18 protein-coding genes and 1 tRNA gene are annotated in these 16,103 nt (G+C 58.3%); 6 read left to right on the forward strand and 13 right to left on the reverse strand.

Going from position 1 to position 16,103, the window contains the following annotated elements; translation table 11 throughout:
* Positions 1-154 precede the first annotated feature (154 nt).
* From ACJ8KE_RS17645 to ACJ8KE_RS17660, 4 genes are all read right to left on the reverse strand, one after another.
* On the reverse strand, positions 155-1,015 hold the full coding sequence (locus ACJ8KE_RS17645; protein WP_228009761.1) for a hypothetical protein: 861 nt from the start codon (positions 1,013-1,015) through the stop codon (positions 155-157).
* A gap of 36 nt (positions 1,016-1,051) precedes the next feature.
* The gene (locus tag ACJ8KE_RS17650; protein ID WP_025304261.1) at positions 1,052-1,534 is read right to left on the reverse strand and encodes an Hcp family type VI secretion system effector; all 483 of its coding nucleotides are present in this window, start codon (positions 1,532-1,534) and stop codon (positions 1,052-1,054) included.
* Positions 1,535-1,581: 47 nt separating this feature from the next.
* A complete protein-coding gene (locus ACJ8KE_RS17655; RefSeq protein WP_004937362.1) occupies positions 1,582-2,064 on the reverse strand; it encodes an Hcp family type VI secretion system effector in 483 nt (160 codons plus the stop codon).
* 778 nt (positions 2,065-2,842) lie between these two features.
* Positions 2,843-2,918, reverse strand: a tRNA-Phe gene (locus ACJ8KE_RS17660).
* A 681-nt stretch (positions 2,919-3,599) separates the two neighbouring features.
* Between ACJ8KE_RS17660 and speF the strand changes: the two genes are divergently transcribed.
* Complete coding sequence (gene speF, locus ACJ8KE_RS17665; protein ID WP_079451832.1) at positions 3,600-5,765, forward strand: ornithine decarboxylase SpeF; 2,166 nt, start codon at positions 3,600-3,602, stop codon at positions 5,763-5,765.
* A gap of 48 nt (positions 5,766-5,813) precedes the next feature.
* On the opposite strand, the gene mltC is transcribed toward speF, so the two are convergent.
* The 3 genes from mltC to mutY all read right to left on the reverse strand — a co-directional run bounded on the left by mltC (position 5,814) and on the right by mutY (position 8,323).
* Positions 5,814-6,890 carry a membrane-bound lytic murein transglycosylase MltC gene (gene mltC / locus ACJ8KE_RS17670; RefSeq protein WP_004937402.1) on the reverse strand — a complete coding sequence of 359 codons (1,077 nt, stop codon included), beginning with the start codon at positions 6,888-6,890 and terminating at the stop codon, positions 5,814-5,816.
* 63 nt (positions 6,891-6,953) lie between these two features.
* On the reverse strand, positions 6,954-7,226 hold the full coding sequence (locus ACJ8KE_RS17675; protein ID WP_004937404.1) for an oxidative damage protection protein: 273 nt from the start codon (positions 7,224-7,226) through the stop codon (positions 6,954-6,956).
* Positions 7,223-8,323, reverse strand: coding sequence for an A/G-specific adenine glycosylase (mutY, locus tag ACJ8KE_RS17680; protein WP_004937408.1), 1,101 nt, complete (start codon positions 8,321-8,323; stop codon positions 7,223-7,225). Before mutY ends, ACJ8KE_RS17675 begins: the two co-directional genes overlap by 4 nt.
* A 177-nt stretch (positions 8,324-8,500) precedes the next feature.
* Between mutY and trmB the strand changes: the two genes are divergently transcribed.
* The 5 genes from trmB to ACJ8KE_RS17705 all read left to right on the forward strand — a co-directional run bounded on the left by trmB (position 8,501) and on the right by ACJ8KE_RS17705 (position 11,762).
* On the forward strand, positions 8,501-9,220 hold the full coding sequence (trmB, locus tag ACJ8KE_RS17685; protein WP_016930097.1) for a tRNA (guanosine(46)-N7)-methyltransferase TrmB: 720 nt from the start codon (positions 8,501-8,503) through the stop codon (positions 9,218-9,220).
* Complete coding sequence (locus tag ACJ8KE_RS17690) at positions 9,220-9,546, forward strand: YggL family protein (protein WP_004937412.1); 327 nt, start codon at positions 9,220-9,222, stop codon at positions 9,544-9,546. Before trmB ends, ACJ8KE_RS17690 begins: the two co-directional genes overlap by 1 nt.
* A gap of 215 nt (positions 9,547-9,761) precedes the next feature.
* Entirely contained in the window at positions 9,762-10,685 is a 924-nt protein-coding gene (gene glsB / locus ACJ8KE_RS17695; protein ID WP_004937414.1) for a glutaminase B, read from the forward strand.
* Positions 10,686-10,715: 30 nt separating this feature from the next.
* Positions 10,716-11,438, forward strand: coding sequence for a DUF2884 domain-containing protein (locus ACJ8KE_RS17700; RefSeq protein WP_234213169.1), 723 nt, complete (start codon positions 10,716-10,718; stop codon positions 11,436-11,438).
* A gap of 90 nt (positions 11,439-11,528) precedes the next feature.
* Positions 11,529-11,762 (forward strand): DUF2442 domain-containing protein, encoded by a 234-nt coding sequence (locus tag ACJ8KE_RS17705; RefSeq protein ID WP_370530994.1) that lies wholly within the window; start codon positions 11,529-11,531, stop codon positions 11,760-11,762.
* A 47-nt stretch (positions 11,763-11,809) separates the two neighbouring features.
* Here the strand turns inward: ACJ8KE_RS17705 and hemW are convergent, their stop codons facing one another.
* From hemW to ACJ8KE_RS17735, 6 genes are all read right to left on the reverse strand, one after another.
* Positions 11,810-12,952 (reverse strand): radical SAM family heme chaperone HemW, encoded by a 1,143-nt coding sequence (gene hemW, locus ACJ8KE_RS17710; RefSeq protein WP_048796774.1) that lies wholly within the window; start codon positions 12,950-12,952, stop codon positions 11,810-11,812.
* On the reverse strand, positions 12,945-13,538 hold the full coding sequence (locus ACJ8KE_RS17715) for an XTP/dITP diphosphatase (RefSeq protein WP_016930092.1): 594 nt from the start codon (positions 13,536-13,538) through the stop codon (positions 12,945-12,947). The genes hemW and ACJ8KE_RS17715 overlap by 8 nt, the downstream gene beginning before the upstream one ends.
* A gap of 140 nt (positions 13,539-13,678) precedes the next feature.
* Positions 13,679-13,972, reverse strand: coding sequence for a DUF167 family protein YggU (yggU, locus tag ACJ8KE_RS17720; protein WP_117287303.1), 294 nt, complete (start codon positions 13,970-13,972; stop codon positions 13,679-13,681).
* Entirely contained in the window at positions 13,969-14,523 is a 555-nt protein-coding gene (locus ACJ8KE_RS17725) for a YggT family protein (RefSeq protein WP_016930090.1), read from the reverse strand. The genes yggU and ACJ8KE_RS17725 overlap by 4 nt, the downstream gene beginning before the upstream one ends.
* A gap of 31 nt (positions 14,524-14,554) precedes the next feature.
* Positions 14,555-15,376, reverse strand: coding sequence for a pyrroline-5-carboxylate reductase (proC, locus tag ACJ8KE_RS17730; RefSeq protein WP_079450221.1), 822 nt, complete (start codon positions 15,374-15,376; stop codon positions 14,555-14,557).
* Positions 15,377-15,395: 19 nt separating this feature from the next.
* On the reverse strand, positions 15,396-16,103 hold the full coding sequence (locus tag ACJ8KE_RS17735) for a YggS family pyridoxal phosphate-dependent enzyme (RefSeq protein WP_123867896.1): 708 nt from the start codon (positions 16,101-16,103) through the stop codon (positions 15,396-15,398).

Raw genomic sequence — 16,103 nt, forward strand, 5'->3', positions numbered from 1 at the left:
AACGATCGCGTCCGATCCGGCAATCTGCCTTGTCATCATCATTGACCATTCTTACCGACAATAAAAATCTTTTGGTCAGCTCGGGGCATTTTTGCGCGCTGGACAGAATGACAACCGTTGCGCCAAAACCGTGAAGACCTGCCAGGTTGATCAATCACGGGAGCTTCAAATTGCTGAGGTAGTCATACTGGGCTTGCGAAATGTCCAGTTCCCCATCGCTGAAAAAGACTTTTATAAACATATCGCCCTGGCCGACGATATCGACACGTTGGTAGGTTCCCGTCACAAAACGGCGCACGATAGCCTGAATGGCAGCGGTATGATTAGCAGGAACTGCATTGTTATCCGTGACTTTCTGTTCAAAAGTAATAGGGTGCTCTGCCTGAGGGTCGGGACTGTATTGTGCGCGTTTGGCTGCGCTTTCGAACTTGAAATCATTAAAGGCGTTGTGGGTGGAGTTAAACATATCGGCAAGGTTTTTGATATGCGCCGCCATCTGATTCACGACCATGGTTTTATTGGTCACGAAGCGTTTACCCAAATAAGTGCCAGTCACTACCGCGAGCTGGGCGGCATTTCTGCCTAAAATGCTGCCTACGCCAGAACCGGCCCCCGTCCATAATCCCGCGATCAAAACCAGTCCGGCTCCGCCGACGGTACTCGATGCGATATTCTCAAAATGCTGAACACGTGCCCCCATTTGCCATGAGGTTCCGGGAAAAGAGACATTAATGCGGTTATCCAGGTGATTAATTCTTCCGCCTGGTCGTTGTCCTGACTCAATATTATTGGCTGTCAGCCGGCGGTTGTTTTCATCTTTGAGTTCGCCCAGCGTAAACGCGATCTGTCCGGTCTCCGTTTTTGTTAATCGAAAGACTTCTTCTGGTGACAGAGACCTGACGAGGATCAGAGCCTCATTTAAAATCTCACGGGTCAAAAAGTTGGCTGACACCCGATTATTCGATTCGTGTTGCGATGTCAGAGCTAAAATTTCATGTGACTTAGGAAATGCCATAATCCCCCCGCCATTACGATATGCACCGTAATGTGATTAGCTTTCTTTATTTTGCTTAATATCCCAGCCCATCTGCACCGAAGCTCCTTTATTGCCTTGCTTCGCTTGCTCCCAATATTCCATCGATACTTTACCGGCCTGAAAAGAGTATTCAATGCCTAGCGTGGAACCGTGCTCGACACCGATGAAGTCGGTATGAGTCACTAATACATCTTCCAGGGTAATACGGGTATATTCCACTTCCTGCCCACCGGCTTTGCAAAGCGACAACTGCACTTTGGCGAGGTGTTTACCGGCCGAGCAGTATTTCAATAAGGCAGGTGTCGCTTTATCTATCAGAGCCTGTACGGTCAGATCGCGAAAATTTACTTTACCCGCACCGCCGCCGCCGCCAACGGCCATATTGCCAGGCTGCCGTGCGCCCCAGTTAAAGGAAAAGACATCGATCCATTGCTTGTGATTCGCATTTTTCGATTCGCCATTAATGCCTTCAACTTTTAAAAACATATCCATTGCCATGATTTTATCACCCGATCATTAACGTATTGTTAGGTGCCCGAATGCGCTTAGCTCTCTTTATTCTGCTTGATATCCCAACCAGATTTGCTTTCCGCGCCTTTAGTGCCGCTGCTGCCTTGTTCCCAGTAACTCATGGTGACTTTTGACGCCTGGAAGGCGTAATCAACCAGGATCGCATCATTTTGACCGACACCGTTAAAATCGGTTTGCGTCACCAGCACGTCTTCGAGAACGATTTTGGAATATTCCACCTGGTTGCCGCCCGCTTTGCAGACGGAAAGCTCGATTTTCGCGACATGTTTTCCACTGGAACAATATTTAAGAATGGCGGGCGTAGATTTGTCGATAAGCGCTTGAATACGGAGGTCTTGGTAATTCACTTTCCCGGAACCGCCCCCACCGCCGACAGCCATATTTCCTGGCTGTGAAGCCCCCCAGTTAAACGAAAGTACGTCGGTCCATCCTTTATGATTGCTGTCTTGGGACTCACCCGTCATTCCTTCAACTTTCATATACATATCAATTGCCATTGTCGTCGGATTCTCCATTATTTCGCGTTGGTAGCGGAATAGGTTAAAAATGTCTTATCAATGGGTAAAATTCAGCATAGCCTTATATGAATGAATTAACAGCAATGTTGTTTTTATTCGGAATGTTCCTAGTTTTAATCCAATATGTTGTGATTTAACAAAGTGATACCGTTATAGGTTCGTGGCTATATTCCATCACCGAATGACAATAAAACACTCGATAAACGGAGAATAGGCGTGCGCTCGTTTGACGCTTGGGTGGTCGGGGATTGGGGGGCGGGCCTTTCGTGAAAGTGGCATCTGTAATGCGAAATTGCACATCCATCGGATGATGCGGTGGCGCTTGAGCGCTGGCCCGCAGGGTGAGGTCTTCAGACCGAATAATCGAACGCAGTTCGATGGAGAGTCCGTACCTCAGAAAGCGAAAAACCCGCCATAGGCTGGTTCTTCTGAATATGGTGCCCGGACTCGGACAACCGGCGCTGGCGCCGTGTTGAACAGCGCTTGAGCGCTGGCCCGCAGGGTGAGGTCTTCAGACCGAATAATCGAACGCAGTTCGATGGAGAGTCCGTATCCCAGAAAGCGAAAAACCCGCCATAGGCGGGTTCTTCTGAAGATGGTGCCCGGACTCGGACAACCGGCACTGGCGCCGTGTTGAACAGCGCTTGAGCGCTGGCCTGCAGGGTGAGGTCTTCAGACCGAATAATCGAACGCAGTTCGATGGAGAGTCCGTACCTCAGAAAGCGAAAAACCCGCCATAGGCGGGTTCTTCTGAATATGGTGCCCGGACTCGGAATCGAACCAAGGACACGGGGATTTTCAATCCCCTGCTCTACCGACTGAGCTATCCGGGCAACGGGGCGCATTAAACCGTATTGGCCGGATGGCGTCAATCGCTTTCTGTCACAAAGCCGATCGGTTGCTCTATTTTCAGGCAGCGAGCCCGGAGGGGCGGGGGACGGGGGGATATCCTCATTCAATAAATATGCATATAAAACGTGTATTTATACCACTCCAGAACGCGCCATTTATTATTTTTCAATTAAATAACAATGGATTATGTCTTGGTCAACGGACGTTCAATCAAGACTATTCTCGCTTGAACCCCGCAACGAATCATGCAATCATTGCGCAAATTTTAGCACTCTCCGTTCGCTAACGGTGTTCCCGCTTCTTATAAGCCAGAGGGTTATTGGCATGACTGGTTTTGTTGCTCAAGCGCTGCTGCGCACCAGACATCTGACGCCGCCACCGTTCCGCCGTTGTTTCCTCCGCACGTCATCCGCCCGAATACGCCTGACGCTCGCTGTTAGGCATGCGTAAAGCCAGCGCTGCGGCCCTGATTTTACTGATGCCTGTCGGACGCTGCCAAGACCAGTTCCCCCGATAGCCGCCTGATGATCCCCGATCATGAGCCGGTCACGCACGCCGCTTATGCTGCCGTGCCCGGGTATCGCTTTTACCGGGATAACCGCGTTATCTCATTACCGTGCCGGTGGCACACCCTCATCCTTCACCGTTTGAGAGTCAGCATGATGAAAGAATTGAAAATCGCGACCAGCGCCAGCCTGGTCGCCACCATTGAGACGCTGCGCCAGATCGTGCGCGTAGAGCAGACGGACTACACCGACGTGGCGGCGGTGGTGGTGTCGGTCGCCGACGTGAACGCCGGCATTCTGGCGCGTTTGCAGGCGACGGGGTTCGACATTCCGACCTTCGTGGCGGTGGAAGGGGACGAGCATCTCTCGCCGGACTATCTGCCGTTTGTCAGTGGGGTTTTCGCGCTGCTGGCCGGCGCCAGCAAGCCGTTCTACATGGCGCAGCTGGAGGCCGCCGCCGACGCCTATGAGCAGGCGCTGCTGCCGCCGTTCTTCAAAACGCTGAAGACCTACGTCGAGATGGAAAACTCGACATTCGCCTGCCCAGGGCATCAGGGCGGCGAGTTCTTCCGCAAACACCCGGCCGGCCGGCAGTTTTTTGATTTCTACGGCGAGACCCTGTTCCGTTCCGATATGTGCAACGCCGACGTCAAGTTGGGCGATCTGCTGATCCACGAAGGCTCGGCCAAGGATGCGCAAAAGCACGCGGCGCGGGTGTTCAACGCCGATAAAACCTACTTCGTGCTCAACGGCACCTCGGCGGCCAACAAGGTGGTGACCAACGCGCTGCTGACCCGCGGCGATCTGGTACTGTTCGATCGCAACAACCACAAATCCAACCACCACGGGGCGCTGATCCAGGCCGGCGCCACGCCGATCTATCTGGAAACCGCCCGCAACCCGTTCGGCTTTATCGGCGGCATCGATGCGCACTGCTTCGACGAACGCTATCTGCGCGAGCAGATCCGCGAGGTGGCGCCGGAGAAAGCCGCGGCGGCGCGGCCGTTCCGGCTGGCGATCATTCAGCTCGGCACTTACGACGGCACGATTTACAACGCTCGCCAGGTGATCGACACCATCGGCCACCTGTGCGACTACATCCTGTTCGACTCCGCCTGGGTGGGCTACGAAGGCTTTATTCCGATGCTGAAAGAGTGCTCGCCGCTGCTGCTGGAGCTGGACGAGCACGATCCGGGTATCTTCGTCACCCAGTCGGTGCATAAACAGCAGGCGGGGTTCTCGCAGACCTCGCAGATCCACAAGAAAGACGACCACATCAAAGGGCAAAAGCGCCACTGCAACCACAAGCACCTGAACAACGCATTCATGCTGCATGCGTCGACCAGCCCGTTCTATCCGCTGTTCGCCGCGCTGGACGTCAACGCCAAGATGCACGCCGGCGCCGCCGGGCGCCGCATGTGGATGGACTGCGTCAAGCTGGGCATCGAGACGCGCAAACAGCTGCTCACGCGCTGCTCGCAGCTGAAGCCGTTTATTCCGCTGCAGGTGGCGGGCAAAGACTGGCAGGATTACGATACCGATCTGATCGCCAACGACGCGCGCTTCTTCACCTTCGTGCCGGGGGAGACGTGGCACGGCTTTGAAGGCTATGCCCAGGACCAGTATCTGGTGGATCCGTGCAAGTTGCTGCTGACCACGCCGGGCATCGACGCTTCGACCGGCCAATACACCGAGTTCGGCGTGCCGGCCACCATTCTGGCCAACTTCCTGCGCGAGAACGGCATCGTGCCGGAGAAGTGCGATCTCAACTCGATCCTGTTCCTGCTGACCCCGGCGGAGAACCCGGCCAAGATGGAACAACTGGTGGAGATGCTGGTGCAGTTCGAACGTTATGTCGAAGAGGATGCGCCGCTGAGCGTGGTGCTGCCGACGGTGTACCGCAAGAACGAGCAGCGTTACCGCGGCTACAGCATTCGCCGGCTGTGTCAGGAGATGCACGATCTGTACGTCAGCTTTGACGTCAAGCAGCTGCAAAAGGAGATGTTCCGTCAGGATCATTTCCCGTCGGTGGTGATGAACCCGCAGGACGCCAACGTGGAGTTTATCCGCGACAACGTCGAGCTGGTGCCGATCGGCCAGGCGGAAGGGCGCATTGCGGCGGAGGGGGCCCTGCCGTACCCGCCGGGCGTACTGTGCGTGGTGCCGGGCGAAGTGTGGGGCGGCGCGGTGCAGCGCTACTTCCTGGCGCTGGAGGAGGGCATCAACCGCCTGCCGGGCTTCTCGCCGGAGCTGCAGGGGGTCTACATCGAGAAAAAAGATCACGGCTGGAAGCGCATCTTCGGCTATATGATCAAGCCATGAAAAAAGGGCCGGTTCGCACCGGCCCTTCTTCCATCCACGCGGGAAGCGCTACTTCCTGCGGTAGCTCTTCTGCGCGGTATTCACTTTCACCAGATAGCGGCGCGACTCGGCGGCCGGGTGCTTGGTGGTCAGCGTTTGGTACACGTCGCCCGGCTGCATGCCGTTGATGATGCCCACCGCGCGCGTCCTGTCGCTGGAGAACACCCGCAGCACGCTGCCGGCGCCGCCGTTGTAGGCGGTGATCACCGCATAGCGGCGCGAGGTCGGGTTCTGAATGCCGCCCAGGTAGTTGTTTTGCAGGATCGCCAGGTAGGCGGTGCCGGTGTCGATGTTGTTCTCCGGATCGAACAGGTAGCTGCGGCTCGGGGTGCCCCATTTGCCGCGCATCTGGAACACATCCTTACCGGCGGTGTGCTGCACCACCTGCATCAGGCCCAGCGCATCCGAACCGCTCACCGCATAGGGGTTGAAGCTCGATTCGGTCTGCATGATTGCCAGGATCAGCGATTCGTCCACGCCGTATTTTTCCGACGCCTTGCGCACCATCGGCAGATATTTGTGCGCACGTTTGTCCAGGTGGTTCGGCACCAGCTGGATGGTGACCGAGTAGATGACGTGCAGGCCGGAGGTGCGTTTTTGCAGCTTGGTCTGCAGCAGGTAATCGGCGAAGTGCGCCGCGCGCCATTCCCAGCGGATCGGCGCGCCTTTGTTATCCAGCACCTGGCCGTACAGGAACGGCTCTTTGCTGATCTGGATATCGTTGGCGTCGGAATAGAGATCGATGGAGCCCGGATCGTCACCCATCAGCAGCGTGCTGATGATCGCCTGGCGCAGGTGCGCGGCCGGATCGGTGGTGGCGATGGTCTCGATGGTGATGGCGCCGGTGTCGAAGTTGATGTGGCTGCGGGTTTGGTATTGGTCGGTATATTTGACGTAGTCTTTCGGCCCGGCGATCAGAACTTCGTTCAGACCCCAGATGTTCTCGATGTTGTGAGCGAATTGCCCCATCAGAATGTCGAAGCCGTTGGTGTCTTTGATCCAGGCTTCGTTGATTTCTTCACTTTTTTTGCCGGAACAGGAGATCAGCAAAGGCGCTATTACGAGCAAAGCTAAAATTTTCTTCATCTTAAAGCCGTTTGGAAGAAGTATAAGAGGATTGAAGCGGGCCAGCGCCTGGCCCCAACAGCGTTATTCGCTTGGCGGCGTATAGCCTTCGATGTGCACGTCGTGCCCTTCGAACAGGAACTTGATCATTTCCTCTTCCAGCAGTTTGCGGTCATCCACGTTCATCATGTTCAGCTTCTTCTCGTTGATCAGCATGGTCTGCTTCTTCATCCACTCGCCCCAGGCTTCCTTGGAGATCTCGTTGTAGATGCGCTTGCCGACGTCGCCGGGATAAAGCTGGAAGTCCTGGCCTTCGGCGTCGCGCTGCAGGAAAGTACAAAAAATGGTGCGGCTCATGCTAATTCCTCGTCGATGGCGCTATCGCCATATAAGTTTTGTTGGATCGGGGGCTGCTTCGCCAGCTGTTGCAACAGGCGATCCACCGGCGCTGCCAGCCCGACCGACGGCGGCTGCGCTAAGTTATACCAGAGACCCGCGCCCTCATCCATGCCGCTGCCCGCCGCGTCGAGCGACAGCCACATCGGCACGATATCGAGATGGAAATGGCTGAACGTGTGGCGAAATGCGGTCAGCTGTTCCAGGCGCTTGCCTTTCAGACCGCGCTGCTGCAGCCAGAGTTCCAAATCCACGCGCGCGCTAAACTGCGGGAAGCAGAACAGGCCGCCCCACAGGCCCACCGCCGGGCGCTGTTCCAGCCACACGCGGTCGCCGTGCTGCAGCAATAAGAAGTAGGCGGTTTTTTCCGGCAGGGTCTGTTTGGGTTTCTTGCCGGGGTAGTTGGCCCAGCTGTGGTTGGCGTAAGACAGACAGCCGACGTTGAGCGGGCAGAGTTCACACTTGGGCTTGGAACGAGTGCAGACCATGGCGCCCAGATCCATCATCGCCTGGTTGAACTGGCCGACGCCCTGCGCCGGGGTGACCTCTTCGCTGATTTTCCACAGCCGGTTTTCGACCTCTTTTTTGCCCGGCCAGCCTTCCACCGCGTAGCAGCGGGCCAGCACGCGTTTCACGTTGCCGTCGAGGATCGGATAGTGTTGGCCCAGCGCCAACGACAGCACCGCGCCGGCGGTGGAACGGCCGACGCCCGGTAAATCGGCGATTTCCGCGAAGGTTGTCGGGAACTCGCCGCCGTGCTGTGCGACAATGGTCTGCGCCGCTTTGTGCAGGTTGCGGGCGCGGGCGTAATAGCCGAGGCCGGTCCACAGATGCAGCACTTCGTCCAGCGGGGCTTCCGCCAGCGCGCGCACGTTGGGAAAACGGGCCATAAAGCGCTGAAAATAAGGAATGACGGTGGCAACCTGGGTCTGTTGCAACATCACCTCGGAGAGCCATACTTGATAGGCGGTTTTTTCCAGCTGCCACGGTAGGGTTTTGCGGCCGTAGCGCTGATACCAGTCAAGCACCACCTGTGCGAATTGTTGTGCTTGCATCATGAGCAGCGTCGTTATCCGGCAGAAAATGAAGCGAGATTGCAGCATAGAGTCATGGTGCTGTAAACCGGAACTTTCCGACGCCGCACGGCGGGTACAGAAGATGAACACTTGCTAAACCAATGTATCTTTGCATAATGCGCGTTTCCCTAATTGGCAGCCAAACAGACAGAAAGCACTATGATTAATGACGTCATCTCCCCGGAATTTGATGAGAACGGCCGCGCGATGCGCCGTATCCGCAGTTTTGTTCGCCGCCAGGGGCGGCTGACCAAAGGCCAGCAGCACGCGCTGGAGAACTATTGGCCGGTGATGGGCGTGGAGTATCAGGCTGAGGCTGTCGATCTCGCCGCGCTGTTCGGCCGCGAAGCGCCGACGGTGCTGGAGATCGGTTTTGGCATGGGCGCCTCGCTGGTGACCATGGCGGGCAACAATCCGCAGCAGAACTTTTTAGGGATCGAAGTGCACTCGCCGGGCGTGGGCGCCTGCCTGGCCGACGCCCACGAGGCGAAGCTGAGCAACCTGCGCGTGATGTGCCACGATGCGGTTGAAGTGCTGGAAAACATGATCCCGGACGGCTCGCTGGACATGGTGCAGCTGTTCTTCCCCGATCCGTGGCACAAGGCGCGCCACAATAAGCGCCGCATCGTGCAAACGCCGTTTGTCGAACTGGTGCTGCGCAAGCTGAAGACCGGCGGGGTCTTCCACATGGCCACCGATTGGCAACCTTATGCGGAACATATGTTAGAGGTTATGAACGGGGTCGCAGGCTACCGTAATCTTTCCAGCGATAATGATTACGTGCCGCGTCCGGATTCGCGCCCACTGACGAAATTTGAATTACGCGGCCAGCGCCTGGGACATGGCGTTTGGGACTTGATGTTTGAGAGGAAAGAATAATGGCTAAGAACCGCAGTCGTCGTTTACGTAAAAAGTTGCACATTGAAGAATTTCAGGAGCTGGGTTTCTCCGTAGCCTGGCGCTTCGCCGAAGGCACGTCGGTGGAAGACATCGACAGCACGCTGGATACCTTCATCGATGAAGTGATCGAGCCGAACGGCCTGGCGTTTGACGGCAGCGGCTACCTGCAATGGGAAGGTCTGATCTGCCTGCAGAAGATCGGCCACTGCACCGACGAGCATCGCGAACTGGTGAAAAACTGGCTGGAAGCGCGCAAACTGACCGATGTTAAGGTCAGCGATCTGTTCGATATCTGGTGGGATTGATCGCGGCTGCCCGATGAGCGCGGCTTCGCGCCGCTTATTTCCCCCTAAATAATTGGATTCGCATCACGGCGGCAAGAGGGTGATTCCCCAGGAGCTTACTTCAGTAAGTGACTGGGGTGAGCGCTCGCAGCCAACACAGATGCGGATTCAAGTATGACGGGGATGGATTTAAGGTGCCTTAACGGCGCCTTTGTTTTGCCCGGAGTGTGACCGAGGTGGTAACAACATTGGATAACGCGTTGCTGGAAGAGATCCTGCAACAGGTGCGCCCGCTGATTGGCCAGGGGAAAGTGGCCGACTACATCCCGGCATTGGCGGAAGTGCCCGCCGATCGGCTGGCGATCGCCGTGTGTACGGTGGATGGCGAACTGTTCCAGGCCGGCGACGCCGCGGAGCGCTTCTCCATCCAGTCGATCTCCAAAGTGCTGAGCCTGACGCTGGCGCTGACGCGCTATCAGGAGCCTGAGATCTGGCGGCGCGTCGGCAAAGAGCCTTCCGGCCTGCCGTTCAATTCGCTGCTGCAGCTGGAGATGGAGCAGGGCAAACCGCGCAATCCGTTTATCAACCCCGGCGCGCTGGTGGTGTGCGACATGCTGCAAACCCGGCTCAGCGCACCCAAACAGCGCATGCTGGAGGTGGTGCGTCAGCTGGCCGGTGAAGACGACCTGGCCTATGACCTGCGGGTGGCGCGCTCCGAGTTCGAACACTCCGATCGCAATGCGGCCATCGCCTATCTGATGAAGTCGTTCGGCAACTTCGAAAACGACGTCATCACCGTGCTGCAAACCTATTTCCACTACTGCGCGTTGCGCATGAGCTGCGTGGAACTGGCGCGCAGCTTCGTCTATCTGGCCAATCACGGCCGCGATCTCAGCGGCGAGGCGGTGATCAGCCCGCTGCAGGCCCGGCAGATCAACGCCCTGATGATGACCAGCGGCATGTACGACGGCGCCGGCGAGTTCGCCTATCGGGTGGGGATGCCGGGCAAGTCCGGCGTGGGCGGCGGTATCGTGGCCATCGTGCCGGACGAGCTGTCGATCGTCGTCTGGTCGCCGGAACTGGATGCTTCCGGCAACTCGCTGGCGGGAACTGCGGCGCTGGAACTGTTGTCTCAACGTATCGGTCGTTCGATTTTTTAATCCCAGTCTGGATGGGAGTCAGGAGAAGCTATGTTGAAGAAAACCGGGTTAGCCTTACTGCTGCTGGCGGCGACTGCCGCGCAGGCCCACGCCGAGTACCAATGCAGCGTTAAACCCCAGGACGATGTGATCATCAGCCCGCAGAGCGTGCAGGTGAAAGGCGCCAGCGGCGACCTGCAAATATCGCCGGATGGCGACGTGATCCGCAACGGCCAGGCGCTGAGCCTGAACGACAGCCAGCGGCAGAAAGCCTTCAGTTACCAGAGCGCCTTGCGCAAGCAACTGCCGTGGATCGACGACGGCGCGCAGAAACACCTGGAGAAAGCCCGCGCAGCGCTGGATAAAGTGATCGTTAAAGAGCTGGGCAGCAGCAGCAACGTGCGCAACCGGCTGACCACCCTGAACGGCCAACTGAAACAGCAGATGAACCGCATCATCGAGCACCGCAGCGACGGCCTGACCTTCCACCACCAGGCGATTGACCAGGTGGAACAGGATGGCCGCAACATCGTGCAGCAGAGCATGGGCGGCGTGCTGCAGGACAGCCTGAACGAAATGGGCGTCAAACAGGCCGCCAACAGCGGCGGTAACCCGCTGCAGGCGATCATGGGCAATCTGGGCGGCTTGCAGAAGGCGATCCAGAACGAATGGAACAATCAGGAGCAGGACTTCCAGAACTTCGGTCATGACGTGTGCAACCGCGTCACCGCACTGGAAACCCAGCGCAAGGATCTGCTTAAAGCGTTGAAGTAACGGATAGATATCGCATATCCATATCAGAGACGCTGAGGCGAAGCGAAATTCTGGTTGATACCTATCAGGCATTGTTTTTAGAGGCTTGGCATGCGTATTTCGGCTAAACGCGTCAGCTTTGACGATGCGACGATGTGGGTCGAACTGAGCGACGCCCGAATTATTGGCGTGCCACTGGCCTGGTTTCCGCGTTTGTTGAATGCGACGCAAGAACAGCGGGCGGGGTATGAGCTCAGCGCTCGCGGTATCCATTGGGATGCGTTGGACGAGGATGTTTCCGTTGAGGGATTGCTGAAGGGGCGACGTGACGTACCGCCCTCATAATGCCGCCTGAACATGAAAAAAAGCGCTGATCATTCAGCGCTTTTTTTTTACTCGTCGTCCGCCAGGAACAGTTCCAGCAGCGAGTTGAGGAACAGCTTGCCCTTCTCGGTAATTTGCCAATGCTCCGCGGTTTCTTCCAAATAGCCTTTGGCCAGCGCTTCGTCCAGCTGCGGGCGAATAACGCTTTCCGCCAGCCCGGTGTAGTTGACGAAGTCGGCGCGCGGCGCGGCTTCCAGCAGGCGGAAGCGGTTCATGAAGAACTCGAACGGCCGATCCGCCGCCGCCACCTCATGCTGCTTGTCCATGTAGTCGCCGCGCATAAAGCCGCGCGGGTGCTTGGTCTTGGCGGTGCGCAGGATGCGTCCGTCGCTGAAGGTCACCTTGCCGTGCGCGCCGCAGCCGATCCCCAGATAGTCGCCGAAGCGCCAGTAGTTGAGATTGTGCTGGCATTGGTAGCCCGGCTTGGCGTAGGCCGAGGTTTCATACTGCTGGTATCCGGCGGCGCTCAGCAGCTGGTGGCCGCGCTCGAAAATGTCCCATAGCGCGTCGTCGTCCGGCAAGACCGGCGGGCGTGAGCTGAACAGGGTGTTCGGCTCGATGGTCAGCTGATACCACGACAGGTGCGGCGGATTGAGGGCGATCGCCTGGCGCAGATCGTCCAGCGCCTCTTCCAGCGACTGATCCGGCAGGCCGTGCATCAGATCGAGGTTGAAGCTGCGCAGGCCAAGGCCGGTCGCCAGCGTCGCCGCGCGTTTGGCTTCTTCCGGGCCGTGGATGCGCCCCAGACGGTTCAACTTCTCGGCGCTGAAGCTTTGCACCCCGATGGAGATGCGGTTGACGCCGGCGCGCTGGTAGCCGCTGAAACGATCGGCTTCCACGGTGCCGGGGTTAGCCTCCATGGTGATTTCGGCGTCGTCGGCGACGCGAATGCGCGCCCGCACCCCGTCCAGCAAGGCCTGCATCGCCTCGGCGCTCAGCAGGCTGGGGGTGCCGCCGCCGATAAAGATAGTGCTGATTTCCCGGCCGCCGGCCAGCGGCAGGTCGGCATCCAGATCCGCCAACAGATGATCGACATACTCCTGATGCGGCACGTCACCCTTCAGCGCATGGGAGTTGAAGTCGCAGTACGGGCATTTCTGCACGCACCACGGGATATGGATGTAGAGACTCAGCGGGGGCAGCTTAAGCATTGCGCATGGCTTCCAACATCAGCTTCAGCGCCTTGCCGCGGTGCGAAATCGCCCGCTTCTCGTCGCGGCTTAGCTCGGCGGCGGTGCGGCCCAGCTCCGGCACGTAGAAGACAGGGTCGTAACCGAAGCCGCCTTCACCGGCGGCCTGCTCAGTGATTTCGCCGGCCCAACTGCCGTGGAACACCAGCGGCGTCGGGTCTGCCGCATGGCGCAGATAGACCAGCACGCAATGGAATTGCGCGCCGCGCCGGCCCGGCGCCACGTCTTTCAACGCCGCCAGCAGCTTGTCGAGGTTTTGCCGATCGTCGGCATCTTCGCCGGCATAGCGTGCGGAGTAGATGCCCGGCGCGCCGCCCAGCGCGTCCACTGCCAGACCGGAGTCGTCGGCGATCGCCGGCAGGCCGGTGACCTGTGCCGCATGGCGCGCTTTCAGGATGGCGTTTTCGATAAACGTCAGGCCAGTTTCTTCGGCGGATTCCACGCCCAGATCGGTTTGCGCGACCACGTCCAGGCCGAAATCGGCCAACAGGTCGGCAAGTTCGCGCACTTTGCCCGGGTTACCGGTGGCAAGAACGACTTTTTGCATAAGTGACTACCTTGAAAATTATTCGATGATACTCTGCGTATCTGAAGCCGCAGCCTCGTTGGCTGCACGCTCTCACCCCAGTCACTGGAGTGACCCAGCTCCTGGGGACTCAAGCCCTTGCCGCCTTGCTGCGGCTCCAGCTACTTTGTGTATAGCGCCGCGACCACGGCGGGGATCTGTTGCGGATTCACGATGCGTAACTGTTTATGCCGCCCCAGTTCGCCTTTCTCGATGGTGACGTTGCTTTTCGCCACTTTGAACTGCTTGGCGATAAACTTGATCAGATGGGCGTTGGCTTGGCCGTCGACCGGCGGGGCGGTGATGGCGACTTTTAGTTCGTCGCCATGCAAGCCGATAATTTGGTCGCGGCTGGCTTTCGGCTGAATATATAGCCTGATCGTCAGCCCGTCCAGCACCGGAGTGACCGCACTCACAGCAGGAACCAGATCTCGCCGAACAGATCCATGCCCAGGTAGTTGATCAGATAGAGGATCAGGATCACTACCATGGCGGAAAAGTCGATGCCCCCCATCGCCGGGATGATGCGACGGATCGGCGCCATCAAGGGTTCGGTCAGTTGGTACATCACGTAGTCGATCGGGCTGCGGCCCTGGCTGATCCAGCTCATCAGCGCACGAATGATCATCACCCAGAAGATCAGGTAGCCGGCGGACTTCACCAGCGAGATCAGGCCGAACAGCAGGTTATACGGGCTGAGCGACATCGCGCCGCCCTGAATCAGCAGCAGCAGCGGGTACTTGATGGTCATCAGCAGGAACGCCAGCAGCAGCGAAGCGCTGTCGATAGGCCCCAGTGACGGGATGATGCGGCGCAGTGGGCCGACCACCGGCTGGGTGATCTTCACCACAAACTGTGAGAACGGGTTGTAAAAATCGGTGCGCGCCCACTGCATCCAAATGCGCAGCAACAGCACCATCACGTACAGATCAATAACGGTCTTGACCAGGAAAGTCAGCGTTAGCATGAAGTGGTCCTTCTCCTTAACTCGCGGTTATTTAAAATAATTTTTCCATCTCTTGGGCGCGGGAAACGGCGGCCTGCATCGCTTGCCCCACGGTTTCCGGCAGTTGGCGTTCGTTGAACACCCGCAGCGCTTCGGCGGTGGTGCCGCCTTTGGAGGTCACCTGTTCGCGCAGCGTGCCCAGCGGCGTATCCGGGTTGGCTTCCACCAATGCGGCGGCGCCGGAAGCGGCCTGTTGCACCAGATCGCGCGCGGTCTGGCTGTCGAAGCCCATGCGCTCGGCCTCTTTTTGCATCGCCTCCATAAACAGGAAGAAATAGGCCGGAGCGCTGCCCGCGGCGGCGATCACGCCGTTGATGCCATTTTCGTCATCGACCCAGCAAACTTTACCGACCGACGCCATTAAATCGCCGGTGTAATCGCGATCCCGCTGGCTGACCTGCGCCGGCGCGTACAGCCCGCTCATGCCCTTGCCGACCAGCGACGGAGTGTTGGGCATGATGCGCACGATGTCCAGCTTGTCGCCGAGCAGTTGATAGAAACGGCTGACCTGAATGCCGGCGGCGATCGACAGCACCAGCTTGCCGCTGAAATCGACCTGTTCGCGCAGCGGCTGACACACGTCGGCCATCATCTGCGGTTTGACCGCCAGCACCACCACCTCGGCTTCACGCGCGCAGGCGACGTTGTCGCCGCTGCTGACGATGCCGTAGTCCGCCGCCAGCGCGTCACGGTTTTTCGCCGAAGGGGCGCAGACGCTGATGGATTTGGCCGGATAGCCGCCCGCCACCAGGCCGGCGATGATTGCACGCGCCATGTTGCCGGCGCCGATAAAGGTAATCTTGCGATGTTGCATCAAATCCCTCGTCTGTGTGTCAGGCCTGCGAGTAGTCGCGGGCGCCAAAAATTGCGGTGCCGATGCGCACCAGGGTGCTGCCTGCGGCAATCGCCGCCGCCATATCGTCCGTCATGCCCATCGACAGCGTATCGACCTGCGGATAACGCTGGCGCAGGGCGAGAAAGGCGTCGTTCATCCGGTTGAATACCGCCAGCTGCCGCTGATAATCCGCTTCCGGCGCCGGGATGGCCATCAGGCCGCGCAGCGTCAGGTTCGGCAGTGCGGCGATCGCGTCGGCCAGCGCCGGCAGCTCGCTTAACGCGATGCCGGATTTGCTCTGCTCATCGCTGATGTTGATTTGAATCAGCACGTTGAGCGGCGGCAGGTCGGCCGGGCGCTGATCGCTCAGGCGCTGGGCGATGCGCAGCCGATCCACGGTATGACACCAGGCGAAATGTTCCGCCACCAGCCGACTCTTATTGGATTGCAGCGGGCCGATAAAGTGCCACACCAACTCGCCGCCCTGCGGCGACTCGGCGAAATGCCGGATCTTGTCTACCCCTTCCTGCACGTAGTTCTCGCCGAAGGCGCGCTGGCCAGCGGCGATGGCTTCTTCGATCGCCGCCACAGGTTTGGTTTTGCTGACTGCAAGCAGGGCAACTTCTTCTGGCGCCCGCGCGCAATTTCGCGCGGCGGCCGCGATGCGGTTTCTGACATCCTGCAGGTTCTGTTGGATAGTGCTCAT

It is taken from the genome of Serratia sp. CY56464, assembly GCF_052168435.1.
GTDB lineage: Bacteria > Pseudomonadota > Gammaproteobacteria > Enterobacterales > Enterobacteriaceae > Serratia > Serratia marcescens.